Annotated in this window: 8 protein-coding genes; 5 read left to right on the top strand and 3 right to left on the bottom strand. The window is 59.9% G+C overall.

All coding sequences use genetic code 11. The features are described 5' to 3' along the window. Nucleotides 1–289: 289 nt before the first annotated feature. Complete coding sequence (locus PCA20602_RS24545) at nucleotides 290–583, bottom strand: DUF1488 family protein (RefSeq protein WP_150723415.1); 294 nt, start codon at nucleotides 581–583, stop codon at nucleotides 290–292. Beyond that, nucleotides 573–1,991 carry an MBL fold metallo-hydrolase RNA specificity domain-containing protein gene (locus tag PCA20602_RS24540; RefSeq protein WP_150723414.1) on the bottom strand — a complete coding sequence of 473 codons (1,419 nt, stop codon included), beginning with the start codon at nucleotides 1,989–1,991 and terminating at the stop codon, nucleotides 573–575. The genes PCA20602_RS24545 and PCA20602_RS24540 overlap by 11 nt, the downstream gene beginning before the upstream one ends. A gap of 240 nt (nucleotides 1,992–2,231) precedes the next feature. On the opposite strand from PCA20602_RS24540, the gene PCA20602_RS24535 reads away from it, so the two are divergent. From PCA20602_RS24535 to PCA20602_RS24515, 5 genes are all read left to right on the top strand, one after another. After that, nucleotides 2,232–2,735: a universal stress protein gene (locus tag PCA20602_RS24535; RefSeq protein WP_150723413.1), complete on the top strand. Its 504-nt coding sequence runs from the start codon at nucleotides 2,232–2,234 to the stop codon at nucleotides 2,733–2,735. A gap of 4 nt (nucleotides 2,736–2,739) precedes the next feature. Continuing rightward, a complete protein-coding gene (locus tag PCA20602_RS24530) occupies nucleotides 2,740–3,207 on the top strand; it encodes a universal stress protein (RefSeq protein WP_174981568.1) in 468 nt (155 codons plus the stop codon). A gap of 125 nt (nucleotides 3,208–3,332) precedes the next feature. Beyond that, nucleotides 3,333–3,977, top strand: a complete 645-nt coding sequence (locus PCA20602_RS24525; RefSeq protein ID WP_150723411.1) for a response regulator — start codon at nucleotides 3,333–3,335, stop codon at nucleotides 3,975–3,977. Nucleotides 3,978–4,114: 137 nt separating this feature from the next. Beyond that, entirely contained in the window at nucleotides 4,115–4,903 is a 789-nt protein-coding gene (locus PCA20602_RS24520; protein ID WP_150723410.1) for a helix-turn-helix domain-containing protein, read from the top strand. 28 nt (nucleotides 4,904–4,931) lie between these two features. Continuing rightward, on the top strand, nucleotides 4,932–5,927 hold the full coding sequence (locus PCA20602_RS24515; RefSeq protein WP_150723409.1) for a zinc-dependent alcohol dehydrogenase family protein: 996 nt from the start codon (nucleotides 4,932–4,934) through the stop codon (nucleotides 5,925–5,927). Between the two features lie 14 nt (nucleotides 5,928–5,941). On the opposite strand, the gene PCA20602_RS24510 is transcribed toward PCA20602_RS24515, so the two are convergent. Continuing rightward, the gene (locus tag PCA20602_RS24510) at nucleotides 5,942–7,924 is read right to left on the bottom strand and encodes a PAS domain-containing sensor histidine kinase (protein WP_150723408.1); all 1,983 of its coding nucleotides are present in this window, start codon (nucleotides 7,922–7,924) and stop codon (nucleotides 5,942–5,944) included. Between the last annotated feature and the right edge of the window lie 76 nt (nucleotides 7,925–8,000).

Raw genomic sequence — 8,000 nt, 5'->3', positions numbered from 1 at the left:
TTCTTCATGTTCGTCTTCTTCTCCGAAAACGAACTTTACTAGACTCCGGCTGGCCCTGTTTGCAGGGGGCATGTCACCGCCACAATCTACTCGACTGAAAAGCGCTTGCGTTTCATAGCAAACTCCTCCTTTTTCCATGGGTAAAGTTTGCCGAAAAACTAACGTCCCAGGTGGTCCAGATTTCTCATTGCAGATCACGACCGCAACACTTGCTGCACTCGCTGGCTTGGTGTCGACTTATATTGACCGTGTATTTGAACAGACCGTAGCGAGCCACTGGACCTTGACACTATTTACTCGGAGGAAGCTGTTCTTTCCATCGAAAGTGGCCGCTGCGCAGGAAGACTGGCGCGCCGTGGCAGAGTTGTAGATATCTTGCGGCGAACTTTTCGATTGAGGCCCTGTGGGTCTTGAACGCAGACATCAGGTCGTCGACATGGCATGACTTTGCCTCGAAATGATCTTCCAACGCTTCAGCAGAGATGGCGCACACGATACGTTTTCGCTCACAGTCCACCGCAAATTCTATGGAGATGTCGTCGGCGTTATACACAGGGGCGACGTGAGGGAATTCAATCTTCACAATGATTGTCCTCACAGCGGAAACCACAATCCGTAATGTCTTCTGAGCGCCAGTCCAGACGAACACTTTCCATCGCATCCACCACTTGACATGGCCACCCAAAGCGTTCGGTGATGCGCCTGCGCAGGCTGTCAGCGGCGGCAGGCTCGCCATGATTCAGAAAGATTCGTCGCACCGGCTTTCCAAACTTCGCAAGCCAGCTCAACGTTTCCCCATAATCCGCATGCGCCGATAGCGTGTCAAGCTGAACCACTTCAGCATTCACAGACACATAGTCGCCAAATATCTTGATCTCGCTCCCACCGGTGACCATTGTAGAGCCACGCGTGCCCGGCGCCTGAAACCCGGTGAAGAGCACGGTGTTTCGCCAATTGCCGCTCATCGCCTTGAGATGATGCAAGACGCGCCCTCCCGTGGCCATTCCACTTCCCGCGATGATGATGGCTGGCATCGCCCGCGTGTCCAGCCATTTGGACTGATCGACGCTCGTCACAAACCTGGCTGCGCTGCACATTTGCGCGCACTCCGAGGCACTCAAACGCTGGTCGGCAAGATGTGACGAGTAGGTTTTCGTCACGTTGATCGCCATAGGACTGTCCAGATAGACGGGAACATCGGAAATCTCTCTGGCCGCTTTCAGCCGGGCAATCCAGTAAAGCAGACTTTGCACCCGTCCAACAGCAAACGCGGGGACAATGACGCTCCCCCCGCGCGCAAACGTCCGGTGCAGTATCTCTGCCAACTGAGCTCCGGGATCCGTGCGGTCATGCAGGCGATCCCCGTATGTGGACTCAAGGACGAGGAAATCCGGCGTTTCGGGATTGGCCGGTGCGGGCATGATCGGATCGTCAGTGCGACCGAGATCGCCCGAGAACAGAATCCTCCGCCCGTCGGCATCCACCTGTGCCATCGCGGCCCCCAGGATGTGCCCCGCGTGCAAGAATGTCACCCGAACTTCCGGGCAGACATCAAACGGGGTGTCGAACGCTCGCGGCGTCAGTCGCTCAATGGCTCGCCGGGCATCGTCCGTCGTAAAGAGCGGGAGTGCCGGGTGGTGTTTCGACTTGCCGTGACGGTTCAGGAAGTCAGCTTCCTCCTCTTCAAGATGCGCACTGTCGAGCAACAGAATTTCGCATAAATCTCGTGTCGCGGACGTGCAATAGACCGGCCCGGCATACCCTTGTCGAACGAGCACCGGAAGATAGCCACTGTGGTCGATATGGGCGTGCGTCAGAACAACCGCGTCCAGACTCCGGACGTTGAACGGCGGGGGCGCCCAATTGCGGTTGCGTAGATTCTTGACACCCTGAAACAGGCCACAATCCACCAACACGTTCCTGTCTGCGACGCGAAGTAACGTCTTCGATCCGGTCACCGTGCCCGCAGCACCGAGGAAACTCAACTCCATGAAGGCACCTCTTGCGTCGACTCGGCAACGGAATGTCGCCTGACAATCACAGCATAGTTGTCAGGTACCTGGCGTCACGATTTCAGGACCTGCCACGTTGATGTGCGTCAAGGAGGTGACACATGCCGGCTCACGCACAAGCTGGGTTGGATTACCGTCTAATCGCAACGTTGACCGTCGCCGCGTAGATCGACACCTGCGGCACAGTCCGAAAGAGTCAAACTCAGCGAGGACGACACAATGTCTCATCGAATCCTGCTCGCCATCGACGGCAGCGAAACCTCCTGGCATGCCTTGCGCGAAACGATCCGATTTGCCATGCCGGACGACGTCGTCAGAGTCGTCAACGTCATCGACGATCCGTTCGCCCACTATCAATCCGCGTTCGCTTCGTACATCGACCTCGAAGCCGTGAGAGAGAAACTGATCGCGGAAAGCCAGACGACATTAAGCAATGCCTACAAGCGGTTGCATGAGGAAGGTATTCAGACGGATACCCGTTCCATCGACTTACGTACGTGGGGCGGCACGATCGCCGGTGCCATTATTCGTGAAGCCAGACGTTGGCAAACGGACCTCCTGGTCCTTGGCACGCATGGACGCAAAGGCGTTCGCCGCATGCTGCTCGGCAGTGTGGCTGAGCAAGTCCTGCGGCACTCGCATCGCCCCGTCATGCTGGTCAAAGAATCCTCGACGCTGCCTACGGGGGCAGCCAGCGTACCGACTGCTGTCGCGGAGAACTGACACCATGTATGAACGAATCCTGGTTGCCATCGATGGCAGCCCCACGGCGGACACCGCCTTCGACTACGCGCTGTCGCTTGCGAAAGCGCGTAAGGCGAAATTGCACGTGTTATTTGTCGTCGATATTCCTGTTGCCTATATCAGCGACGCCGACCCGTTTCCCTTCATCGAAGCGTTGCGAATTCAGGGGAACAGCATCCGGGAGCAAGCCATGAAGCGCCTGAGCGACGAGAAAGTCACAGGCGAGGTGGAGATCCGTGAGCTCCTGCCGCTCGGCGGAGACGTCGCGTTTCAGATCAACGCCGCCGCCGAAGAATGGCAGGCCGACCTGATCGTGATCGGAACCCATGGCCGGCGCGGCGTGCGACGTCTGACGCTGGGAAGCGTGGCGGAAAACTGCGCCCGGCAGGCGCAGCGGCCCGTTATCCTTATCCCGCCGCCAGGAACGGAGGAATTCGCCGACGTGTTGTAATCCGCCAATGCGCGAAGAGGGGCTCGAAGACTTGCGCTGCCCGGGAGCCGGGCGTGTAAAATCGATTTCATGGATGTCTGGGCATGGACATCCCGAAACGACGTACACGATCCAAAGGCGGACGCATGATTCGCATCATCGTGACAGACGACCACACGCTGGTACGTGCCGGATTGCAACGCATTCTGGCAGGCACCGGCGATATCGAAATCGTTGGGGAAGCCTCGAACGGTGCGCAAGCGCTGGCGCTGCTGGGGGATACGCCGTGCGATGTCCTGTTGCTCGATCTGTCGATGCCCGGGCGCAGCGGCATCGATCTCATCGCGCAGATCAAGGCGTCGTTTCCCCACTTGACGATTCTTGTCCTCACGATGCACGGCGAAGAACAGTACGCTGTGAGAGCGCTCAAGGCCGGGGCGGCAGGCTATCTGACAAAAGAGAGTGCGCCCAACGAACTGGTGAACGCCGTACGCAAAGTCCATGACGGTGGGGTTTACCTGAGCCCGTCGATGGCGGAGCGAATCGCCCGGGATCTATCCACTGCGGCCATCGAAGGTCCGAGCTTCCGCCGCCTGTCCGACCGCGAGTTCGATGTATTCCTGATGCTCGCCCGAGGCCTGACATTGGCCGACATCGCTGGTCGCCTTTGCGTGAGTACCAAAACGGTCAGTACCTATAAAGCTCGCGTACTGCAAAAGCTTCAACTCAGGAGCCAGACCGAGCTGGCGCATTACGCCATCCGCAATGATCTGCTTCGCGACAAACTCTGAGGCGCGGGTTGTAGTCCTTTGCCTACAGGCTGTCATGTCAGCTGACATGAGATCGCGCGCGTCGCTTATTTTTTTTCCCCGCTTCGTCTCCGATACTTCAGACGTGATGACACGATGCTGAATTGCCGGAGTTTGCCATGCATGCCATTTCCCGCCAGCTGGACACCATCCCCGTCGAAGCCTCTCAACACGTGAGGGTTCATCGCGCCTTCGATGTCGTCGGATCCGCAAGCCCAAGATGTAGCACTTGTCTGCTGCGTCAGTTCTGTCTGGCCGAAGGACTCAACGATGAGTCGATCCGCCGTCTGGACGGCGTGACACGTGTCCGGCGCACAGTTCGACGCGGCGAAGTGCTGTTCCGCCCAGGGGACGCGCTCGAGTACATCTACGCCGTACGCGCCGGTTCGTTCAAGACGGTGTTGACACACCCCGACGGGCGCGAACAAGTCACCGGCTACCTCCTTGGCGGAGAGTTGCTGGGTCTGGGAGGCATTGCCAGCGGTCGATATGTCTCCGAAGCCGTCGCTCTCGAAGACAGTCAGGTCTGCGCAATCCAGTTCGCAGAACTGGAGGCCGTTGCCGCGAAGGTGCCAGTCGTGCAGCACCAGCTTCACCGGCTGATCGCCGCAGGCATCGTGCGCGAACAACAACAGTTGCTGCGTCTTGGCACGGCTCGCGGGGAGGCCCGACTGGCGAGCTTTCTGCTGGACGTTTCATCGCGGCTGGCTGCCCGGGGATACTCGCCGAACGCGTTCCTGCTTCGCATGACGCGCGAGGAAATCGGCAGCTTTCTTGGTCTGCAACTTGAAACCGTCAGTCGCATGTTTTCCCGCCTGCAGGCACAGGAAGCGTTGCGGGTGCGCCAACGCGAAATCACGCTGCTCGATACGCAGCGACTGGCTCAAATGGCGAACGCGGTTCAGTAATCGCGCCACGCTCACGGAGCACGACGGCATGCGAGCGATGCAACTATCCAAGGCAGACGGCACGCTCAGACTAGTTGATATTCCCGTGCCGACGCCAGGTCCTACACAGGTACTGATCCGTGTCAGCGTGTGTGGTGTTTGCCGCACCGACCTGCATGTCGTGGACGACGAATTGCCGGGGGTTCCGGATGGCATCATTCCCGGTCACGAAATCGTGGGGATTGTCACCGCTACAGGGCCTAACGTCCGGGACCTGCAAATCGGCGACCGTGTCGGCGTGCCGTGGCTGGGATCGACCTGCGGATGCTGCCGCTTTTGTCTGAACCACAAGGAAAATCTCTGCGAAGCGGCGCGATTTACCGGCTATACGCTCAACGGTGGTTACGCCGAATATGTCGTCGCCGAAGCGCAGTTCACGTTCAAGCTCCCCGATGCCTATGATGACGCGACAGCCGCGCCGCTGCTGTGCGCAGGCCTGATCGGCTACCGTTCGCTGAGCATGGCCGGCGACGCACGACGTCTGGGGATCTACGGCTTTGGCGCTGCGGCGCATCTCATTGCGCAGATTGCGAGCGCTCAGGCACGCGAAGTGTATGCCTTCATCCGGCCCGGCGACGACCAAGGCGCGGCGTTCGCTTTGTCGCACGGCGCCAGTTGGGTTGGCCCGAGCGATGCGGATCCGCCCATGCCGCTGGACGCCGCCATCATCTTCGCGCCGGTCGGCTCGCTGGTGCCTCAGGCGCTCGCGGCCGTCGACCGGGGAGGCGTCGTCGTTTGCGCAGGCATTCACATGAGCGACATCCCGAGGTTTGGCTACCGACTGTTATGGGGCGAGCGTCAGGTGCGCTCCGTCGCCAATCTGACGCGAGCGGACGGTCTGGCCTTTCTCGCCCTGGCTGAGAGCATCGCGCTGAAAGTGGCCACGACAACATACCCGCTCGAAAAGGCCAACGCAGCACTTGACGACCTGCGCCGCGGTGCCATTTCGGGGGCTGCTGTGCTTCGGGTGCGACCTGCTGCCTGAATATCCGCCCGCGTTCAAAGCGCTGGGGGCAGCGTCGAAGCGGTGGGTTCCAGCGGGATGATGGTGGTCACCACGGTGCCGCCCTCCAACGGGCTGCGGACTTCCAGCGTCCCGCCGAGCAGGCGCGCCCGCTCCCGCATGCTGATGAGCCCGAGGGCATCCGGTTTCGGACGCGTCGGCGGCAATCCTCGCCCATTGTCGGAAATACGAAGTCTGCACTCCCGGTCGCAGGCCAATTCGACCGTGATCGCGGTGGCATGCGCGTGCTTGGCGACGTTGTTCAGCGCCTCCTGCACGATACGGAACAAAGTCGTCGCCACGGTCGGCGCGACAGCGGGTAACCCGCGTGTGCCCGTCACATCGACGGCCACGCCATAGCGACGTGAAAACTCCTGCGCGTACCATTCGATTGCCGGACCGAGGCCCAAATCGTCGAGCATCGGTGGACGCAGATCGGCTGCCATCTGGCGAACTGCGCCGACCATGCCGTCGATCGATTGTTCGATGCGCTTGACGTCCGCCGACATAGCGGGCTGCCCGTCCAGCGCTTGTCTGAGCATCGCCGCGTCCATTTTCAATGCGGTGAGACGTTGACCGAGATCGTCATGAAGTTCTCGTGCGATACGGGACTTTTCGTCTTCGCGAACCTCCTGAAGTCGCGCGTTGAGTTTCTCGAGTTCGTGGCGCGACGTTTGCAGGGCGCTCGCCATTTGGCGTTGCTCAGTGACGTCACGCAACACGACCGTAAAGAATTTGCCGCTGGCGTCAGCACTCTGTGAAATGGATGCCTCCATCGGAAACTCCTCACCGTCCGCTCGCAAGCCCCAGAGTGGGCGACCGCGCCCCATCAATCGCTCCGAGACTCCGGTCGCCCCGAAGCGTTCGATGTGCTGCAGGTGGACGTCGCGGAATCGTTCGGGGATGAATCGTCCAATCGGCTCGCCGATTACCTCCATGGCGCTGCACTTGAAAATACTCTCGGCGGTCGGGTTGAATATCTGGATTCGCTGCTGGGCGTCGATGGTGATGATCGCCTCGCGAACCGACTGAATGACGCTAAAGAGTCGGCTTTCGGAGCGTTGCTTTCCGATCGCTTCCCGTTCGTTGACCGACATGGCGTGCCGACGGGAGAGCAGGGCCACGACCCAGGCAAGTATCGTGATAATGCTCATCAAAATGCCCGAAGCAAGCGCCCAATTGGCGACGCCCGCGCCGCGCAGTACAGCAAACTCGCCCGACGCCGTGTAGACCAGTTCCAGCGCTGGCCGGTCCGCGTAGGTAACGGGTGCGACCGTCCGATAATCGACCGGCGGTCGAGGTTCGGCAGGTGCGCGAGGCAAGAGGCTGTCGAAGACCTGTTGCGCAGGCCCCTTGTCGCCGTTCACGGCAATCGACAATGTCAGGTCATGAAGCAGCGGTCCGATTGCCGCGTGAACCAGCGTACCGACATTGGCGATGGCATAAGTACAGTCCGCAGACAAATCCTTGCTCGTCAGAAAGACAAGTGACGGCGGAGTACCGGAAACCGTGACGCTGGCAAACAGGCGTTCCCGAACGTCAGGGCCGGAGGGAAGGCGCACACGGTCGCGGGTGCCGAGCACCGGTTCCCCGGTGGGTGAGTAGCCGGACGTTCTAACGATTTCTTCACCGGAGCGTTCGCACCTGCCGATACTTATTAGCCCCGGCAATCGTTCGGACAGCTTCATCCCTTTGACGTAATCCATCCAGCGGGTGTCCTCGGACTGAGGCGTAGCCCCCGTGAGGTCGAACGCACCATGCAGGGCGTCCCGGTAAGCTGTCAGTGCTATCGAAAGCTTGTCGGTTGCCGCAGTTGTGCGCAAGGCAAAACGCGCATCGACATTGCTCTGAAGTGCTGTCCGAACGGCGATCCAGTTGGCCAGCGCAACAACCACACACAGCACACAGAGCATGGCGATGATCACAGCATCTGCCCTGCGGCGCGAAGCGAATTGCGTACTGCGAAGCGTTCTGTCCATCGATCGCCCCGATTCAAGAGTGATTCAAGCGTTATCGTGCGGTAGGTAGGCTAGTTGTATCACCGTTTTCCTGCAT

The organism is Pandoraea capi (assembly GCF_902459735.1).
Taxonomy (GTDB): Bacteria; Pseudomonadota; Gammaproteobacteria; order Burkholderiales; family Burkholderiaceae; genus Pandoraea; species Pandoraea capi.
This window is presented reverse-complemented; position numbering and strand designations above follow the sequence as displayed.